Here is an 18,005-nt window from a genome sequence, read left to right on the forward strand (position 1 = left end):
TGAATTCAGTTGTTGCAGCGCTGGGGAAGTGAACCGTGCGAATTCCGCTCGATTACTACCGAATATTAGGATTGCCGATCCAGGCGACACCGGAACAGCTTCAAGTCGCCTATCGCGATCGCACTCTCCAACTTCCGCGTCGGGAATATTCGGAAGTGGCGATCGCGTCTCGCAAGGAGTTGCTGGATGAGGCGTATGCGGTTCTCTCTGACCCGGAACAGCGCTCAACTTATGATCAGAGCTTTCTGGAGAAAACCTACAACCCAGAATCTAGTCCCTCTTTACCCCTGGAATCAATCGTCTCTGGAATCGTCCCTGGGGCTGAAACAACAGCTACGGAGGCGATTGATCCAAATAATCCCAGCCTAGACATCAGCAAGGAACAATTTGTGGGCGCTTTGCTGATTCTGCAAGAACTTGGGGAATATGAACTCGTCTTGCAGTTGGGACAGCCCTATTTGCACAGTCGTGACAGCATCAGTTTGGATAAAGGTCACTTAGGTGACCCGCAACTGGTGCGACCCGATATTTTCCTGACCCTGGCGCTGGCGTGTTTGGAACTGGGGCGGGAACAATGGCAGCTAGGTCGGTACGAAAATGCCGCGTTGTCCCTGGAAACGGGTCAAGAATTACTCCTGAGTGAGGGTTTATTTCCTACGGTGCGGGGCGAAATTCAAGCCGATCTCTATAAGCTGCGTCCTTACCGGATTCTGGAATTGTTGGCATTACCTGATGAAAACATTGCTGAACGGCGTAAGGGTTTACAACTGTTGCAAGATATGCTACAGGAGCGCCAAGGAATTGATGGCAACGGGGATGACCAGTCGGGGCTGAGTATTGATGACTTTTTGCGGTTTATTCAACAGCTACGGGGTTACTTAACGGCGGCTCAACAACAAACCCTGTTTGAAGCAGAAGCCCGCCGCCCTTCAGCCGTCGCCACCTATCTGGCGGTTTATGCCTTGATTGCTCGGGGATTTGCCCAGCGTCAACCGGCTTTAATTGCCCGGGCGAAACAAATGCTGATGCGATTGGGACGGCGTCAGGATGTGCATCTGGAGCAAGCGGTTTGTGCGTTGCTGTTGGGTCAAACGGAAGAAGCCAGTCATGCGTTGGAATTGAGTCATGAATATGAACCCCTAGCCTTTATTCGGGAACAGTCTCAAGGCGCTCCAGATTTGTTACCGGGATTATGTTTGTATGGAGAACGCTGGCTGCAAAATTCCGTATTTCCCCATTTCCGCGACTTGGCAGAACAAACCGCCTCGCTGAAAGACTATTTTGCCGATGAGCAGGTACAAGCCTATTTAGAGCAGCTTCCGGAATCGACGCCAACGGCTAATAATGAATGGTCAGTGACGGCTCAGAAAAAAGCTTACACGACAACAGGCGCATCCGCAGGTCGGAGTAACGGTCATTCTCGCGATCGCGAACCAGCAGTTGTGGGTTCATATAGCAGCAGAGAGCGCGATCGGGCAGCTCAGACGGCGAGTTTGGCAGGGGGGAGCGATCGCGCCTCGGTATCCGGTGTCTCAACGTTACCCGCAAGCCAACGGGTGGCTTCAGGAACGAGTCGGGTGGCAGAACCTACAACTCAAGCCATTAATTCTTCTGGGGATTCATCTGTAAACACGGCGGTTAAATCAGCGCCACCAGGACGTTCCACTAAAGTCCGATCAGAAGCAGAAGCCAGTCGAGTTCGTCCGGCGTCTGGGGTATCCACTCCGTCTGCTGAACCCGGACATCTGGATCAGTCCCCTCCAGGACACCTGCAACGATTGCCGGAACGCCGCAAGGCGGCTAAAAACCGACGCTCTATCTTGCTGGTTATTGCTGGAGTAGTGGGTATCGGATTAATCGGGTGGTTATTAATTGCTTGGATACAAAAAATCCAACAAAGTTTCTCTGCGCCAGCCTTAGAAGGTGAACAACCAATGGTGGAACTGGCTCAACCTCCGATTCCTATTCCTGAATCCGATAGTCAGTTAATCGCACCCGGAGGTCCGCTGACCCAAGATACAGCTCAGCAAGTGATTCAAACCTGGCTTTCGACAAAATCGCAAGTGTTCGGACCCGATTATCAAATTGATCGATTGAATCAAATTCTAGTTGATCCCGTTTTGTCGGTTTGGCGGCGACGGGCGCAAACCAATCAGCAACGGAACATTTATGCACAGTATAATCACCAGGTTAAAGTAACATCCGTGCAAACGAATCCGGCTAATTCTGACCAAGCGAAGCTGGAAGCAGCGGTTAAAGAAGAAGCCCGTTTCTATCAAAATGGTGAAATTAATCAGGCACTTTCATACGATGAGAATCTGCGGGTTCAGTATGAGTTGGTGCGTCAAGACGGTCAATGGTTTATTAAAGATATGGCGGTTAGGTAAAGTATTGTCATTTGTCATTTGTCATTCGTCATTTGTCATTCGTCATTCGTCATTTGTTAATAAAATTCTACTAGATCCCCGACTTCTTCAAGAAGTCGGGGATCTCATTAAAGGTGATTAGAAGCTAAAGGTTGTGCGAATTGTGCCTACCCAAATATCATCATTTCCATCATCGTGATTGGGATTTAAAATCACATAAACTCCTGGCGTAAACAAGATATTATCGGTAATCGGATACTGATACTGTGCCTCGATCAAGAAAGAGGTATCATCATCATCTTCACCACCATCAACATCCGTAAGTTTCGGTGGTATACCGGCGGCAACTGAAAAAGCAGCCCCTTCTTTTCCTAGGTCAAGGAATGACACATTTGCTGCCCAAGTCCACAATTCAGCATTATCCCCTTCTCGGTCATCCGCTTCAGCTTCTGCGTTTATGTAGCCACCCCAACCCGCAAGGTTAATCTTGGGAGCAACCCGCCAGCTACCTTGAATGCCAAAGCGCAAAGCAGAGGTCGCAACTTCACCAAACGGTCTTTTTGCCCGTGGACTACCTGTGCTACCGGAAAGGTTAACATCTTCACCGGGATAGTAGGAATAGCCAAAAGCAAACCCTAGATCTAATTTTTCTCCCAGTGCTAGATTCAACTGAGACATGGCAGTAAAGTCTCCATCAAACACCCCATCCTTATCGAGTGGACTGTTACTTTCACCCGTCAAATACCCCAAATCCAAACTCAGGGAATCGCTAAACTGAATATTGGCACCCACGCCTTGTTCAGCATTATTCCGGAAGACAAAAGGATTGCGGCGATTGAACCGATTTAAAGCACCCGTACCACTACTTTCGAGAATAGGGTTGTGGATTTCTGCGATGTCATTGAAATCAAAGCCATTAGCACCGACCAAAAGCCGGATTTTATCGCCCAGAGGGAAACGGTAATATAAATCATTGACTTCAACATCATTATCAGAAGCCGCTTCAAACCCTTGACGAGCCATTTCTGTTCCCGTCGCTACATCAAATTCAGGCGTATTTCCCGCTTGTAAGCGAACTCTTAAGCGGTCTTCTCCCATGAAACTTGTATCAAAGTTTAAACGAGTCCGATGACTGAAGGTAAGATTGTCATCAACATCTTCATCGCTATCCGCTTTTTCATCTCCAAAGGCACTCGCCAGGTTAAAAATAACTTCTCCTTTCAGTTTGGTGGTAGTAGAAAACTGATTATCTTCCAAAAATGCCACGCGCCCTTCCAGGTTATCCACCCGTGCGCCTAAAGTTGCCAATTCTGCTTCAAATTCCTGAATTAACCGCCGTAGGATTTCTAATTCCGTCTCGTCAAACCCCCCTGTGCCAATCAAACGCTCAATTTGGTTCAAACAAGCATTTAAACCGGCGGCAAATTCGTAACGAGTCAGGGCGCGATTACCCCGATAGGTGCCATCCGGATACCCAGCAATACAACCGTAGCGTTCCACTAAGCTTCGCAGGGCTTCATACGCCCAATCCCCCGGAGACACATCTCGCAGTTGACCCACGCTCGTTACTTGGTCAAGGGATTCGGCGTCATTTTCACCACTGTAACGTTGGATTTGTTCTAACAGTTCACGATTAGAATCAGCCGTCGTGTTAGTGGAATTCAAGCTTGGGGAGACATCGGAAGCAATTTGTAGAGAATTAATCTCTATTGAAGTTTCCGATAACTGGCGATTGAGTTCTACTGTAGATTCGCTGGTATTTGCTGTTTGGTCAGGAATCGCTGCGTAAACGTTACTGACGGTGAATAGAGACAGTCCAAGTAGGGCTGGACTGATTTTCAGTGTCTTCCAGACTAGGGTTGATTTCATCGATTCACTCTCCTCACACCGAATAAACTTAGAATACTTATTAGATCATTCTTATCCAAAACTGGCGTTAACGCTAACTATTGGCTCGGCACAGCTAAAATTGTGGAATAGGTTGAGTTCGTAGTAGGGAACCTGAGCCCTAATTTCTTGTGTTTCTTTTGCGTAATACTAATCCACCTAATTCGGTGTACCACGCCACTATCCTATGTCTCGTCATCAGAAGTTTTTTTCTCAAACCCTAACCAGAATAGCAACGCCTCTTCAACTTGTTCTGCGCTTTAAGTCCACACTCGTCTTAAATTAAGAACAAACCCAGGTAAAATATCTTCACCTGACAAATTGCTAGGATTTTCCAACACCTCTACCTCCCTCCCAGGGCGATAAATCTCCACTCGTCGGTTCTGCGGGTCAATTAACCATCCCAGTTGGGCTCCGTTATCGATATATTCCCACATCTTGGCTTGCAGTTTAGAAAGACTATCTGATTCAGAACGCAATTCAAGCACAAAATCTGGACACAGTGGAACAAAGCCTTTTTGCTGTTGAGGAGTCAGGGATTCCCAACGCTCTCGACTCACCCAAGCAGCATCAGGAGAGCGATCTGCTCCATTGGGAAGTCTAAACCCAGTAGAAGAGTCAAAGCCTTCTCCTAAATCCTCGTGTTCTTCGTGCCAGTGAGCAAGTTGCCCAGTAATGCTGAAATTTCTCTGACCTGATTCACCTCCTGTAGGGGGATTCACGATTAACTCTCCTTCTGCAGTGCGTTCTAGTCTTAAGTCTCGGTTCACTGCGGAGAGTGCCTCGAACTGTTCTTGGGTAACGTAGATGACGATCTCATTAGGCAATTCAAGGGATAGAGTTTCTGGTTGGGTTGGTGTTTGTATCATGGCTATTCTCGATCCTTCAGAGCAAACATCACAAATTTCTCTTAACACTTCCTAATCTGCTTCTTTTTGGTCTAGTGTCAAGAATAACTCTTCAGCATTGAAGACAAAATCTTCATCTGTCAATGGTGGAAAGTCAAAATGGACGAGCCGCTTCAAGATTTCTACGGCAATCTCAAGTTGCTCTGTATCAGGCAACTGATCAAAGGTCTGAAGAATCTTTTGAGTTGATGCAGTCATGAGCTTTAATCCAGCATATATAGCGCTACGCGCCAGGGAATAGGCAATAGGCAATGGGCAATAGTGAAGACAGAAGCTTAGCTGACAAGGGATTGAACGATTTGAATTTTTCTTGATATGTCCTAACCTTAGTGCGTAGTGCTATATTTAGACCTTAGCATAGGCAATTACGCAAGCTATCCGCCTAACACTGGACAACTGTGGATAACACAACCATTCCAGTTATGGATAGCCAGTCTCAGCAAACGCTACGTTATCAGGGTCATGGAATCTATAAGTGCTTGCCAGCTTATAGTCTAAAAGCCGTTTAGGTTTAAACAGGTGATTTAGGTATAGCCCAGTGACCTAGGCACAACAAGCCTTAATAACATTGACGAGGCACAATTTACCCTGGAAACAGGAGTTTTCGTATTATGCGAGTTTTCGTAATCAACCAAAACAAGGAACCACTCTCTCCTTGCCACCCCGCCAAAGCCAGAAAGCTACTTTCTTGTGGTAAGGCAGCCGTGTGGAAGCGATACCCTTTTACCATCATTATGAAACAGGAGGTGAAAAATCCTGTGAACAGAGAACATCGATTGAAAATTGACCCCGGTTCAAAAGTAACTGGACTAGCCATCTTAGAAGGAAGTCGAGTTTTATTTGGGGCTGAGTTAACCCACCGAGGGCCCGCAATAAAGGCAACTCTAGAAAGTCGTCGTGCTATTCGCCGGGGACGCCGAAACCGAAAGACTCGATACCGCAAGCCTCGATTCAACCGCAAACGTCCCATCGGTTGGTTGGCTCCTAGTCTCCAACATCGGGTAGACACTACTCTAACTTGGGTAAATCGGTTGAGAAAGTTGGCTCCAATTTCGAGTATTTCAATGGAACTGGTACGGTTCGATACTCAGCGACTCAATAACCCGGAAATAGCTGGTATCGAGTATCAAAAAGGAGAACTTTTTGGTTACGAAGTCCGGGAGTATCTATTGACCAAATGGAACCGTCAATGTGCTTACTGTGGAGCCTCTGGCGTTCCTTTACAGGTGGAACATATCCACCCAAAATCCAAGGGCGGCAGCAATCGGGTTTCTAACCTATGTTTGGCTTGTCAACCATGTAACATCAAAAAAGGAACCCAACCGATTAAACAGTTTATAGCATCGAAACCTGATATTTTACAGCGAATATTAGAAAAAGCCAAACGCCCCCTTAAAGACGCCGCTGCCGTTAACTCTACTCGATGGGCGTTGTATCATCAGCTAGCAGCTACGGGTTTACCAGTTGAAACGGGGACAGGTGGAATGACAAAGTTCAACCGCACCCGCTTAGGTTTACCGAAAACCCATTGGCTCGATGCTGCAAGCGTTGGACAATCAACCCCAGAAAATCTAATAACTCGAAATATTAATCCCTTGGTAATCAAGGCAACGGGACATGGGAATCGGCAAATGGCACAAATCAATAAATTTGGCTTCCCGCGTCAGAAGAAAGATGGCAGTCATAGCGTTAGAACTCGCACCAAAGAGTTTCATGGATTTAAGACAGGCGATATAGTTCGTGCCATTGTCCCCACCGGGAAGAATCAAGGAACACATGTTGGACGAGTGACAGTGAGAGCCAGTCGGGTCTTTGACTTGACTACAGTTAAAGGAAAACTGCAAAGCATCAACTGGAAGTATTTCGAGCTAATCTGGAAAGCTGACGGTTACACTTATGTCCACAAAGTCCAGAAATGTCCATTGATTTAGCGATTAGAGGAATAGCGATCGCGCTTATTCATAAAGGTTAAGATTAATCGGGGTATAGCAATGCTATACCCCTACACCAGATGATTCAATTGTCAACGACAGCCGAGACAGGCTTAGAAACTGAAGACTGTTCGCAGAGTCCCGACAAACTGGGTATCATTGTCATCATCATGTTCAGGATTGAAGATAACAAAAGCACCCGGAGTGATAGCGATATTATCAGTGAGTTGATAGCGGTAGAAGGCTTCTAGGTGATAGGAAGTGTTGTCATCTTCACGAGTAGCTATATCGTTGCCTGTTGTTTTGGGTGGCATTCCAAATATAAAGCCCAGCTTATTACCCTCACCACCAATGTCTAAGAGAGCTAAGTTGACAGCCCAGTTCCAAATATCAGCGTCAGCTCCTTCGTTAGCACCCGATTCGGCTTCAGCGTCTTGATATCCAACCCAACCACCAACAGAAAACTTACCAAATAGTGCGTTTGCTTGGATTCCATAGGCATCAACCGAAGTCGCGGTATCGTTGTTACCAAAAGGAGCAGATGCGAAGCTACTTCCTGTACTTCCTGTAACGTTAACCTGACCGCCATTGTAGTAGGAGTGCAGATAGGTTGCTGCTAAGGAAATATTTTCAGTCGGTGTAAAGGCAACCTGACCTAGGGCTGCATAATTGCCATCAAATAGACCATTCTCGTCAGCAGGATCGCTGCCACCCCCATCAACAACGTAACCAGCAGACAGTGACAAGGCGTCGCTCACGTTAAATGTTGCAGTTATTCCAGGACCACCTGTTTCAGCGCGATAGATGGGATTGAAACGCCCAAAGCGAGAAATAGCACCGCTTCCACTACTAGCAAAGTAAGGATTGATTGGATCAATAACGGTATCCTGATACTCTACCCCAGTAGCGTCTATTTGCACGGAAATTTTTTCACCGAGAGGGAAGCGATACCACAGCTCATCAATTTCAACATCGTTACCGTTATCGCCATCAAACCCTAAGCGGGTCATGTTGGTACCCGTTAAATCCCCGCTAAATGAACTGATATTGCGGGCTTGCAAACGAGTTCTCAAGCGATCTCTTCCGGTAAAACTCGTCTCCAAGTTCAAGCGCACCCGGTCAGCGAAAATTAGATTCGTTTCATCATCGCTACCAACAGCTTCAGTGGAGTCGCCAAAAGTATCGGCTAAGGCAAAGATGACTTCCCCTTTCAACTTGGTTGTTGTGGAGAACTGATTATCTTCCAAGAACGCCACGCGCCCTTCTAGGTTATCTACCCGCGCACCCAGGGTTGCTAATTCCGCTTCAAACTCCTGAATTAACCGCCGCAAGGTTGTTAGATCAGGACCATTAGGACTATCCCCGTTAACAAATAACCGCTCAATTTGCTGTAAACAGGCATTCAAACCCGCTGCAAACTCATAACGAGTCAAGGCGCGATTGCCTCGATAGGTACCATCTGGATACCCGGCAATACAACCGTAGCGCTCAACTAAACTACGTAGCGCTTCATACGCCCAGTCCCCTGGGGAAACGTCTCGCAACTGACCCACGCTGGTTACTTGGTCAAGAGAGGTAGAGCCTTGGTTGCCATAGCGCTGAATTTGCTGTAGTATCTCTTGATTTGATTCAACCGAGGGAGTTCCAGCCCCTGGAACAGGTTCAGGGAAGGTACTATCGGCGAGTTGAAACCTGGGACTGCTTGAGGCTGTGGGTTCAGCGTCTAAATCTATAGTAGCTATAGACAAACCTTCAGCCATCTGATGGGGATTTGACTCAGCCGCTGATGCACCGCTCGCCACGAATAAACAGGCAAATAACAGGACAGGACTTGCCTTTACCGTTTTCCAGAATAGAGTTGACATAATCATGAATAATCCTCACACCTATTTCCATGCCAAAACTGTAAACCAATTGGACTGAATGAGCAATAGCTTTTTGGCGTTTACTCAAGACATATCCCTAAACTTACGATTTAACGGTTACACGTTTTTATCCTCTAAGAAATAGATTCTAAATCAAAGCTGTTGAGCTGGATACCAAGAAAAGATTAGAATTATTTATCTGAATCAATTAATAGAGAAATGTAGAGATATAGCATATTACATCTCTATTAAGAGTATTTTATGCCATAGTAATTGGTTGGTTATCTAATCGCCGAATTGCGACGACGGCTGGCTTGGGTGGCTCGGTTGTACCTTGATGGGGCCAGTTAGACCCTAAAGGAACATAACGTTCTTGCAGAAATTGTTGCCCATCGAGGGTTTTTATCACAAACTTACGAGTTTCAGCCCGGTTATTCTTACGAATACCGTATCGTTCTCCGGGATGTTGTATGGCGAGGAATAGGGTTTTTTGATCGGGACTAAAAAAGGGTCCGGTGGTTTCACACTCCATCGGTCCAATGCCAAATAAATAAGCATTACCCGCCATTGTTCCAGAGGTAGGCATACACCAGATTGAATTGTTGCCAAAAATTCCCTGGATATCAGCTTGACTTATGGGTTGACCTTGGTCATTGACACGACTGGTCACAGGTTGATTGTGCTTGGAGGTAGACATATCGGTCACCATCCACACATTGCCATTTTTGTCAAATTCCAGATTATCGGGATTAGAAAATCCAGCGCCTCCTTCAGCGGGTTCGCCTCCCATGGCAAAGGAGTCCCACCGAAATGTCATCGCGGCTGGATCATCTTGGTTTTCTACTAGACGCAGAATCCAGCCATATTCCCAGGGTGTTTCTCCCTGGGGTCCTTTAAAGACGCGCTTGTCGGGTCCGCCATCTCCCCCTGGACTACCAGAGGTAAAGGCGATATAGAGGGAACCATCCGCCGCCATATCTGTATCTTCAGGACGGGCGGTGGTGGTTGCACCGGCTGCATTGGCGGCAAAGTGGGCGTCGATTAAAATTGCTCCCTGTTTTTCGATGTCATTCCCTTGGTATAGATCCCCCAGTGTGGCAAATTGCTGTTTAAACGCCAAGGCTTCCGCATCGGTTGTCACCTCAACAATACCTCCCTGGGGACGTTTGGGTAAGGGGACTAAGCTGCCTTCCACGGTACTGGGTAACACGGGGTTGACGGGAGTATTGGGTGTTAATGCCATCCAGCGCCCTGTGCCATCGGGTGCAAATACCGCCGCGTACAGCATTCCCTCTGCCATTAAACGGGAATTGGCTTTATCTGTCGGATCACTAACTGTGTCTTTACTGACAAACTTATACAGATGACCCCCTCGACGATCGCATCCCGAATATATCGCTAAGGGTTTCCCAGATACAACTTTAAACGCTACGGCTTCGTGACGGAATCGACCCAGCCAAGTGTGCTTTGTGCCATAATCATTGGCGTCAGCCGGATCAACTTCCACCATCCAGCCATATTTATTTCCAGCTAAACCAAACACATTACCTCGCCCATCGACAAATTCATCATTAATCATAAACGGAAGCGTGGCGGGGTCAAAGGAAGTTCCATCGGCGTAAACGGGTTCTGGGACTTGATCTTGAAAATTTTCCTCCGCACTCAGTACCGTTCCCCAAGGCGTGGTTCCACCCGCACAATTTTGCATCGTACCAATAATGCGATCGCCTAAGCCATCCGTATATCCTTGTCCTTGAGTTTTCTGGAAAACTGCGACAGCAGGACCGGTTGCTTTAAGATAGCGATCGTCTTCTAATCCAGAGATTCCGGTAATCCGCCGATCAGCCGCAGAATTCGTTCGCATCCAAGTTCCATCAGCCGTTCGGCGAATTGAAATCACACCTAATCCCTGATCAATCAAACCCGCTTGGGAAATCTGGCGAATTTTCGCTTTTAGGGGGTCAGAATCAGGCAAAGCGAAGGCATTAATCGTATCATCACTCTTCGCCGCAACCGCTTTAACTTCTTCAAAGGGCAATGACTCACCGATGACCTGAGAATAGGTTTGCATCCAAGTGCCACCGCTGATATATTCAAAATTAATCGTCAGGTATCCTTCATTCTGACCTGTTTCAATAAATGATAAATAATCATTGTTATAACCAAAGCGAGACTCCCCTATCTGATCTCCCCAAGCGCCGATCACCTCGTAAGTAAAGCCTTCTGGTAATACCAAATCATCGACCACCTCATAGCGGCTGTAGGCTTCGATTTGTTTCGTCGATGGCACGCGATCGGTTTCTAACGGTAAGGGACTCTTGACGGGTTTAAAACTCAGATTATCTGTATTGGGGTTAATTTGGGTTAATGAACCAGAACCCAACTGAGCCGGAGTACGACAAGAACCCAGTGCTACCGTTCCTGCACTAGCTCCCAGAAATAGCAGAAAATTACGACGTTTGAGAGCCATAGCTCACGCTTCCCCTTTTCAGATTTGGGTTTTGTTAGAGGAATATCCTAGATGCAATGCAAGGATATCCTAAAGTGTACAGGTTAGAAAAGGGTAAGGTTAAGGTAATCTTTGGGTTAAGCTGCTTCTAATAACGATGAACAAGAGCGGGTTTTGTTGTTCCGTTATCGGTGAGGCAGGGCGGGTTTTGTTGTTCCGTTATCGGTGAGGCAGGGCGGGTTTTGTTGTTCCGTTATCGGTGAGGCAGGGCGGGTTTTGTTGTTCCGTTATCGGTGAGGCAGGGCGGGTTTTGTTGTTCCGTTATTAGTAAAAAGCTAGCGCTAGTTCCTAAACCCGCCCCTACAGTTCCTAAACCCGCCGCTACAATTTTCTGCCTCCTGCTTTCTTCTCTAGGAACGATGACCTGTAACAATATAGGTCACTCGTTGACCGATGTTGGTGGCATGATCAGCCATGCGCTCGATATGACGAATCGCCAAGACCAAGAGTACAATTGGCTCAACTACGCCTGTAATATCTCGTTGAAAGGCTAACGTGTGATAAAGCTTATCGTAAGCATTATCGACTTTATCATCTAATACTTTAACCGCTTGTCCTGCCGTCGCATCTAAGTCTGCTAATGAAGCTAAACTTGAAGCTAACATCGCTTGAGCATGGTGGGACATTTCTTCAATTTCGGGTATACAAGGATGAGGTGGGTAAGCGAATAGTTTTACCGAAATCTCCGTTAAATCCTCAGCATAATCACCAATACGTTCCAAATCTCGGATTAACTGCATAAATGCACTGACCAGACGTAGATCTTGTGCTACTGGCGATTGAAGTGTGAGGAGAGAGGCACACTCTATTTCTATATGGCGGTAGTAGCGATCAATTCGTTTCTCAACTGAGGTAATTTCCTGGACTGCCTCCAGATTTTGGTAAAATAAAGCTTGATGACCAAGGCGGAATGAATTTTCCACCAATGCGCCCATCCGCAGCACGTCCTGCTCTAAGCGGTTAAGACAGCGTTTAAAGTGATTGCGATCGCAAGGGCGGTTTGTAGAAGATAGACTCACCTCATTCTAATTTGTGGCTGGATACCTCCTGCATACTGGGTATGGGTTCCGGAGGAAAGCCACACCTCCTAACTCAATTTACTGATACAAAGTGGTGGGTAGAAAGAAGTACAGTTAGTTTTTACCCAATTGCCTAATAGTTTTAGGCGTCTCCCCTGTACGGGGTACAGTTAGCCTCGTCCATACTTGGTATGGGCGAGGTAGTTGACTTGCCCTAGGACAAATTCAATTATGTCTACTTCTATTGATAGCAGATCTAGGTTAAATTGGAGTAAAGTACCCTTGGTTACCAAACCCCTACGATCACCTGTTCCCTAACGAATGATACCAAGTTGCAGTCTAAGGTAGAATCTGTCATGCTGAGCAGAATGCAGTGAAACCCTTCACTTCGTTCGAGGGCAGGCTCCATGACGCTCGCGCATCTGTCCAGATTCTTCGCTTCGCTCTCCAATGACATGATAGAACGCAACTTGGTATGACTAATGACTAATGACTAATGACTAATGACTAATGACTAATGACTAATGACTAATGACTAATGACTAATGACTAATGACTAATGACTAATTACAAGGTAATTGAATCTGTAACCAAGCCCCCCCTGTTTCCGGGTGATTTTTAGCATTAACTGTACCACCGTGAGCCTGAACAATTTGCTGAACAATTGCCAAACCTAAACCACTCCCACTACTGCGCCCCAATGTGGTTACATTCTCAGATGTAGGTTGCCGATACCGCGAAGCATCTCCTCGATAAAGTCGCTCAAATACACGAGGTAAATCATTACCCGAAAACCCCGCGCCTTCGTCAATAATATCGATTTGCATCAGCACTTTTTCGGTTGGATCAACCTGTGTTGAAGTGGTTACCTCAACTCGAATCGATCCTTGGGGGGGACTATGTTTAATACTATTATCTAATAAATTCAAAAACACTTGGATGAGTCTCGACTCATCAGCCTTGATGGGCAGAGTATCGGGTCCACGATAGGCAAGATGTAACTGTTTTTGCTCTGCCAAAGGTTCCAATCGTTGCCAAGCCGATTGGATTAAAGTGTTTAGGTCGAGGGATTTATACGTAAGACTCTTGTTTGGATCTTGTTCAAGATGGCTGAGTTCTAGCCAATTTTGAATCAAGTCAATTAACCGATTAATTTCTTGCAGGAGTTGATTAACCCAACGGCTTTCTGGAGGATTAACCCGTCCTTGTAACGCTTCTGCGACTAAGCGAATCGACGTGAGTGGGGTTCTCAATTCGTGCGCTAAGTCAGACACCCACTGATTGCGAGATTCCGAGAGTTCAATTAAAGGTTGTCGATTCTCCAGAAACACCCCAACTTGCCCATTAGCGAGGGGCCAACCATACGCCCGCACCGTGAGCGATCGCACTTCGCTCATGGCTGCACCATCCATACAGGCGGGATGAAATACCCATTCTTGGCTCGTCGATTGTTGCTGTTTGCGCGTTTTCTCGATTAACTGATCCAGTTCGTAGGATCGCACCACCTCTAGAAGTAAGCGAATCTGTCCGGGTTCCCATCGGTCAATTTGTAATAACTGACGCGCCTGCTGATTACACCAAATTAAGTGATTGTCTTCGTCTACTTGTAAATACCCAACGGGCGCGACTTGAAAAAGGGATTGAATGGTGTTGAGTTGGTCTTCTAAGACAAGGCGCTGCTGATTCGCTTGGACAATCGCTCCCCGTAGACGAGACTCTAAGGGAAACGAGTTACTGGTCGAATTGACTGGTAACAACTCCAAGGTTTGCTTGAGCTGCTGTTTGGTGCGGTGTTGTAACCATAAGCCAACCCCAATTCCTAGAGCTAGACCCAAGAGAAATGTCAAGAGGGTCATGGGTGTGATCAATGAGACTATTGCCGAGCGATGGTCTAGACATTGTAACCTTTCGACAGACAGAGCGATGTCGGCACTGATTTGGGTAAGATGCGATCGCCGGTGTCGCATCTAAAATTAATTAGCCAAACCGATAGCCGAAACCACGAACGGTAATTAGGTATTCCGGTTGACTGGGGTCTTTTTCTAATTTTTCCCGCAGCCAGCGAATGTGAACATCGACGGTTTTGGTATCGCCGAGAAAATCTGGTCCCCAAACCTGATCAATTAACTGTTCGCGAGACCACACCCGGCGGGGATACCCGATAAACAATTCCAACAGTCGGAATTCCTTGGGCGAGAGATTCACCTCCTCGCCACGCACCGTGACGCGGCATTCTTGGGGGTAGAGGGTAATGTCCCGTAACTGTAACGTCGGCGTTTGCGGTATGGAACTATAGCGGTGGCGACGCAGCAGGGCGCGACAACGGGCAATTAATTCCCGCATACTAAAGGGTTTGGTCAAGTAGTCATCGGCACCGACTTCCAAACCCAAAACCCGATCCGTTTCACTAGCTTTGGCGCTGAGAATCAAGACGGGGATAGAATTTCCCTGATACCGGATCAAGCGACATAGATCGAGTCCGTTAACCTGAGGCAGCATCAAATCTAGGATCAACAGGCTAAAGTGGTTCTCCTGGTCATTGGAGTCGCCCTCAGAAAGAAGCGTTAAAGCGGTACGACCATCAGCAGCCGTCACCACGTCATAACCTTCCTCTTGTAAGGACAACATCAGCATTTCTCGGATGAGATCCTCGTCTTCTACAACCAGAATGCGGTTAGATTGTGCCAGTTCTGGAGTAGAAGGGCTTTGCGGTAGATCGACAGAAAGCATAAATAAATGGTAAGGAATTTGGGTATCTGAACGTTTAAGCCAAGATATACACCAAAATCATGGTGTTGAAACGATATAGAAATAGAACTCTACGTCTAGAGTGACACAAGATTCGGCTGGTGTGACTATACCCGGTGAATTTTTGAAGACTTAAAACAATTTGCGTAACTTTATTGCCGATTTCCCCATGGTGACATACACTAAAGATAGTGTAATACATGTCATACGCAAGTATGACAGAATGAGGGGTCTTACAGAAACAAAGCAGGAGGCTGGTCACCCTAGTCCACCTGCTTTCACTTTTTTAGAAGGGATAATGCTGCTACATTTAATGACCTGGATCGAGGTTGAGGAGTACTTGAAGCGATCGCCGGGAATTATTCTGCCGATTGGTTCAACTGAACAACATGGACCAACGGGATTAATTGGTACTGATGCGATTTGTGCCGAAGCGATCGCGCGAGGGGTGGGTGAAGCAACCAATGCGATCGTTAGTCCCACGATTAGCGTGGGTATGGCGCTGCATCATACAGGGTTTCCTGGTACGATGAGCCTGAAACCTAGTACCTTAATTCATGTCATCCAAGATTATTTAGTCAGCTTAACCCGGGCTGGATTTAGCCGATTTTTCTTTATTAATGGTCATGGTGGTAACGTGGCTACCCTGAAAGCTGCCTTTTCTGAGAGTTACGCCTATCTCTGGGATCTCAACATTCCCCATAGTGATCAAGTAAGATGTCGCCTTGCCAACTGGTTTACCTGTAATTCGGTTTATAAATTAGCCAAGCAACTGTATGGCAATCAGGAAGGCTCTCACGCCACACCCAGCGAAGTGGCGTTAACTCAATACCTTTATCCGGAAGCGATCAAGAAAGCCCCCTTAGCGGCTAATATAGCATCTGGACATCCAATTTACGGTGCGACAGATTTCCGCCGCCGCTATCCCGATGGACGCATGGGATCTAATCCCGCCTTAGCTAAACCGGAACATGGTCAGCAGTTGTATGAGGTGGCGGTGAAGGAAATGAGTCAAGCCTATCTGGAATTTTTGCATACTGAGTGACAGTCTTTTAGAGTGGTTCTGGATAGGTTGCGATCGCAGGAAGGGACAGAGGATATTTCCTGGGAAATTATTGTTGTTGATAATAACAAACTTCTTTTTCCCAACAACTCAGAACAAAACCGGAACCCCTAAAAGTCATCTTCCTCTTCCTCATTTGCCTCATTTGCCTCATTTGCTGAATTCTGGCGCAATCCTCCCGGTAAAGCAGCAATAATTGCATCCAGCACCCTGGAAACCGGGATCACCTCAATATCCAGATCCGGTAACACTTGACCCTTGGGAACGATCGCGCGTTTAAATCCTAATTTTGCCGCTTCCTTTAACCGCAGTTCCATCTGCGACACCAGCCGCACTTGTCCCCCTAATCCCACTTCACCAACCATCACGGTGCGGGGATCAACCATGCGATCGCGAAATGACGCCACTACAGCAATAGCAATCCCCAAATCAGCCGCCGGTTCTTCGACTCCCAACCCGCCAGCCGTAGCCACATAAGCATCTAATTTAGACAGAGGAATCCCCACCCGTTTTTCCAAGACTGCCAAAATTTGCTGTAATCGACTGTAATCAACACCAGTGGTTGAGCGACGCGGCGCCCCATAACTGGCGGGGGAAACCAACGCCTGTAACTCAACTAAAATCGGACGAGTCCCCTCACAAGCCACCACAGTCGCCGTACCCGGACTCATTTCATCCCGATTTCCCAAAAATAACTCCGACGGATTCAGCACCTCCTGCAACCCCTTATCCACCATTTCAAAAATACCGATTTCGTGGGTGGCGCCAAACCGATTTTTCACCGATCGCAGCAGACGATGGGAGGCAAAGCGATCGCCCTCAAAATACAATACCGTATCCACCAAATGTTCCAGCACCCTTGGTCCTGCGATCGCACCTTCCTTAGTCACATGTCCGACAATGAATAACGTAATATTTGCCCGCTTTGCCACCTGCATCAAGGCTGAGGTACATTCCCGCACTTGCGCCACTGAACCGGGTGCAGAGGTTAACGCCGCGAAATACAGCGTCTGGATACTGTCAATGACGGCGACTTGGGGTTTTAGGGACTCCAACTCCCGTAACACCTCCTCTAAGTCTGTCTCTGGCAACACATACAGATTTGGCTCTTGCTCCTGGGAAGCTTTACTCCCATTCGCCGTTTTCGACTTTGCCGACTTCCCCCGCTTTTTGGGCGCACCATTATTCGTCTGCTCACTATTATTATCTGCCTCCTCCTGAATCGGAGCAGCACAAACACCCAGGCGAGAGGCTCGCAGTTTCACCTGTTGTCCCGACTCTTCAGCACAAACGTAAAGGATACGATGCTCCTGTGCCAGTTGATTTGCCACCTGTAGCAGCAACGTGGATTTGCCAATCCCCGGATCACCGCCAATCAATACCAAGGAGCCAGGGACGATCCCTCCCCCCAGCACTCGATCCAGTTCACTATACCCGGAAGCAAATCGGATCTGGACATTATTGGAAATTTCTGAGAACTTGAGTGAAGACCTCGGTTGAGCGCGTCCAGAGGTAGGAGACGGAGTGTAGGCACGGGCATTTGATTGCCTTCCCCCACTTCTCATGTTGGCAGTCGTTGACAGCATACTCTCCTCTAAGGAGTTATACGTGCCGCAGGAGGAGCATCTGCCGAACCACTGGGAGTGTTCTGCCCCACATTGATTACAAACATAGATGGATTTAGTTTTAGGCATCCTGATCTCAAGGTG

At 47.1% G+C, this 18,005-nt stretch carries 13 protein-coding genes; 3 read left to right on the forward strand and 10 right to left on the reverse strand.

Going from position 1 to position 18,005, the window contains the following annotated elements; genetic code table 11:
- Window positions 1-35: 35 nt before the first annotated feature.
- Window positions 36-2,387, forward strand: a complete 2,352-nt coding sequence (locus RIG27_RS02305; protein ID WP_446342034.1) for an IMS domain-containing protein — start codon at window positions 36-38, stop codon at window positions 2,385-2,387.
- Between the two features lie 117 nt (window positions 2,388-2,504).
- Here the strand turns inward: RIG27_RS02305 and RIG27_RS02310 are convergent, their stop codons facing one another.
- The 3 genes from RIG27_RS02310 to RIG27_RS02320 all read right to left on the reverse strand — a co-directional run bounded on the left by RIG27_RS02310 (window position 2,505) and on the right by RIG27_RS02320 (window position 5,359).
- Window positions 2,505-4,235, reverse strand: a complete 1,731-nt coding sequence (locus RIG27_RS02310; protein ID WP_446342036.1) for an iron uptake porin — start codon at window positions 4,233-4,235, stop codon at window positions 2,505-2,507.
- 278 nt (window positions 4,236-4,513) lie between these two features.
- Entirely contained in the window at window positions 4,514-5,122 is a 609-nt protein-coding gene (locus RIG27_RS02315) for a Uma2 family endonuclease (protein WP_446342038.1), read from the reverse strand.
- A 51-nt stretch (window positions 5,123-5,173) separates the two neighbouring features.
- The gene (locus RIG27_RS02320) at window positions 5,174-5,359 is read right to left on the reverse strand and encodes a hypothetical protein (RefSeq protein ID WP_446342040.1); all 186 of its coding nucleotides are present in this window, start codon (window positions 5,357-5,359) and stop codon (window positions 5,174-5,176) included.
- Window positions 5,360-5,772: 413 nt separating this feature from the next.
- Here RIG27_RS02320 and iscB point away from each other — a divergent pair, with 413 nt between their 5' ends.
- The gene (gene iscB, locus RIG27_RS02325) at window positions 5,773-7,092 is read left to right on the forward strand and encodes an RNA-guided endonuclease IscB (protein WP_446342042.1); all 1,320 of its coding nucleotides are present in this window, start codon (window positions 5,773-5,775) and stop codon (window positions 7,090-7,092) included.
- A gap of 113 nt (window positions 7,093-7,205) precedes the next feature.
- On the opposite strand, the gene RIG27_RS02330 is transcribed toward iscB, so the two are convergent.
- From RIG27_RS02330 to RIG27_RS02355, 6 genes are all read right to left on the reverse strand, one after another.
- A complete protein-coding gene (locus tag RIG27_RS02330) occupies window positions 7,206-8,963 on the reverse strand; it encodes an iron uptake porin (RefSeq protein ID WP_446342044.1) in 1,758 nt (585 codons plus the stop codon).
- A gap of 253 nt (window positions 8,964-9,216) precedes the next feature.
- Complete coding sequence (locus RIG27_RS02335) at window positions 9,217-11,427, reverse strand: PhoX family protein (protein ID WP_446342046.1); 2,211 nt, start codon at window positions 11,425-11,427, stop codon at window positions 9,217-9,219.
- A gap of 232 nt (window positions 11,428-11,659) precedes the next feature.
- A complete protein-coding gene (locus RIG27_RS02340; protein WP_446342048.1) occupies window positions 11,660-11,839 on the reverse strand; it encodes a hypothetical protein in 180 nt (59 codons plus the stop codon).
- A complete protein-coding gene (gene phoU, locus RIG27_RS02345) occupies window positions 11,817-12,485 on the reverse strand; it encodes a phosphate signaling complex protein PhoU (protein ID WP_446342050.1) in 669 nt (222 codons plus the stop codon). Before phoU ends, RIG27_RS02340 begins: the two co-directional genes overlap by 23 nt.
- Window positions 12,486-13,048: 563 nt before the next feature.
- Window positions 13,049-14,341 carry an ATP-binding protein gene (locus tag RIG27_RS02350; RefSeq protein ID WP_446342052.1) on the reverse strand — a complete coding sequence of 431 codons (1,293 nt, stop codon included), beginning with the start codon at window positions 14,339-14,341 and terminating at the stop codon, window positions 13,049-13,051.
- 121 nt (window positions 14,342-14,462) lie between these two features.
- Complete coding sequence (locus RIG27_RS02355) at window positions 14,463-15,215, reverse strand: response regulator transcription factor (RefSeq protein WP_446342054.1); 753 nt, start codon at window positions 15,213-15,215, stop codon at window positions 14,463-14,465.
- Window positions 15,216-15,531: 316 nt separating this feature from the next.
- On the opposite strand from RIG27_RS02355, the gene RIG27_RS02360 reads away from it, so the two are divergent.
- Window positions 15,532-16,278, forward strand: coding sequence for a creatininase family protein (locus RIG27_RS02360; protein ID WP_446342056.1), 747 nt, complete (start codon window positions 15,532-15,534; stop codon window positions 16,276-16,278).
- Window positions 16,279-16,406: 128 nt separating this feature from the next.
- On the opposite strand, the gene radA is transcribed toward RIG27_RS02360, so the two are convergent.
- Window positions 16,407-17,990, reverse strand: a complete 1,584-nt coding sequence (gene radA / locus RIG27_RS02365) for a DNA repair protein RadA (RefSeq protein ID WP_446342058.1) — start codon at window positions 17,988-17,990, stop codon at window positions 16,407-16,409.
- Between the last annotated feature and the right edge of the window lie 15 nt (window positions 17,991-18,005).

The sequence above is a fragment of the Coleofasciculus sp. F4-SAH-05 genome, assembly GCF_040222985.1.
Classification (GTDB): Bacteria; Cyanobacteriota; Cyanobacteriia; order Cyanobacteriales; family Coleofasciculaceae; genus Coleofasciculus; species Coleofasciculus chthonoplastes.

Bases quoted from the DNA above. Each gene is read 5' to 3' on its own strand.
- RIG27_RS02310 (WP_446342036.1), bottom strand. From the start codon at position 4,235: ATGAAATCAACCCTAGTCTGGAAGACACTGAAAATCAGTCCAGCCCTA.
- RIG27_RS02315 (WP_446342038.1), bottom strand. From the start codon at position 5,122: ATGATACAAACACCAACCCAACCAGAAACTCTATCCCTTGAATTGCCT.
- RIG27_RS02320 (WP_446342040.1), bottom strand. From the start codon at position 5,359: ATGACTGCATCAACTCAAAAGATTCTTCAGACCTTTGATCAGTTGCCT.
- iscB (WP_446342042.1), top strand. From the start codon at position 5,773: ATGCGAGTTTTCGTAATCAACCAAAACAAGGAACCACTCTCTCCTTGC.
- RIG27_RS02330 (WP_446342044.1), bottom strand. From the start codon at position 8,963: ATGATTATGTCAACTCTATTCTGGAAAACGGTAAAGGCAAGTCCTGTC.
- RIG27_RS02335 (WP_446342046.1), bottom strand. From the start codon at position 11,427: ATGGCTCTCAAACGTCGTAATTTTCTGCTATTTCTGGGAGCTAGTGCA.
- RIG27_RS02350 (WP_446342052.1), bottom strand. From the start codon at position 14,341: ATGACCCTCTTGACATTTCTCTTGGGTCTAGCTCTAGGAATTGGGGTT.
- RIG27_RS02355 (WP_446342054.1), bottom strand. From the start codon at position 15,215: ATGCTTTCTGTCGATCTACCGCAAAGCCCTTCTACTCCAGAACTGGCA.
- RIG27_RS02360 (WP_446342056.1), top strand. From the start codon at position 15,532: ATGCTGCTACATTTAATGACCTGGATCGAGGTTGAGGAGTACTTGAAG.
- radA (WP_446342058.1), bottom strand. From the start codon at position 17,990: ATGCCTAAAACTAAATCCATCTATGTTTGTAATCAATGTGGGGCAGAA.